We start from the raw sequence: 1,263 nt of genomic DNA on the forward strand, positions 1-1,263 counted from the left end.
AGCTTGAACCAGTTCAATGGGTTTTGCACCTTCTGTTTTCAGCTTAAAAATCAACATCTTACTATTCGGGTCATGTTAAGTCGATTGTGATACCACGTTTGTCGATGCTGAGCTATCGTTTGTCGATATCGCTTGCGAGTAAGTTGTTGGATATTTACATTATATGTGAAATCGATGTTAACTAGGAGAGTAGACAAAGTGAAATGTTTAAAATCGAAAGAGGAAATAATTTTTATTAACCTACAAAAGTATATTCATAATATGCTCTTGTATAACTTTTAAAAATATGAAGAAACTTATTTTTAGCTTGATTAGCATGTTGATGATTAGAAATAGTTTAATATCATCGGCAAGCAGAATGATTTGGGATTTATGGTAAAATCTAATAAAATAGTTCACTACTTTGTTTTACCATTATTATCCATAGTGACTTTCATTCATACTTTTCAGACTTGTAGTGATGAAAGTTTAATTGAATCCATTGTAATTTCTACAATTATTACAGTTCTTATTATTTATGTTACCAGGAATCCGTTTGAGAAAAAACGGAAGTAGTAAATCTCTGGTATTTGTCCTCATAAATTTAAATTCTAACTAAAAAATTAACCATTATGAATTATCTTATTATTATCATTGTGTTTTCCATTAATTATTTGATTTGGAAATATCCTCTAAACAAGATCATCCAAAATGTATACTCTTACAATATTGCTTTAAGGTATCTAATAGCGTTTACATTATTTTTATGGATACCATATGGTATTTCTTTGGTATTGATTGAGATCATGGACCTATCTACAACGGTATTGTCTAATGTTATGATTGTTTGTAGTCTCTCCTTTTTATCTCTTTTAACTTTTAAAAGCGTAAAATTGGAGATACAGTAATTTGTCTAAAACAGGCAGTTAATTATTTAGAAACTTTGAGAGTTTAAATATAATGCCGCCACATGCTTGCATAAAAAAGGGCAATTCCAATTGGAGTTGCCCTTTGTATTTTAAGTTGAGTTTCTTATTCGAACTCAGCCATTGTTTTCTTAATAATTTCGATTGCTTCGCGCAATTGAGTTTCCTTAATGGTCAATGGAGGTGCAAAACGGATGATGTGGCCGTGAGTTGGCTTTGCAAATAAACCATTGTCGCGTAAACGCATACAAACATCCCAGGCAGTTTTTCCACCCTTAGGCTTAATCACAACTGCATTTCATAAACTTTTAGCTTGAACCAGTTCAATGGGTTTTGCACCTTCTGTTTTCAGCTTAAA

General features: G+C 31.4%; 1 protein-coding gene. It reads right to left on the bottom strand.

Annotated elements, in window-relative coordinates; translation table 11 throughout:
• Positions 1–1,011: 1,011 nt before the first annotated feature.
• Positions 1,012–1,194: an aminotransferase class III-fold pyridoxal phosphate-dependent enzyme gene (locus ELS83_RS22375; RefSeq protein ID WP_346728181.1), complete on the bottom strand. Its 183-nt coding sequence runs from the start codon at positions 1,192–1,194 to the stop codon at positions 1,012–1,014.
• Positions 1,195–1,263: the final 69 nt, after the last annotated feature.

This window comes from Marinifilum caeruleilacunae (genome assembly GCF_013141825.1).
GTDB classification, from domain to species: Bacteria; Bacteroidota; Bacteroidia; order Bacteroidales; family Marinifilaceae; genus Marinifilum; species Marinifilum caeruleilacunae.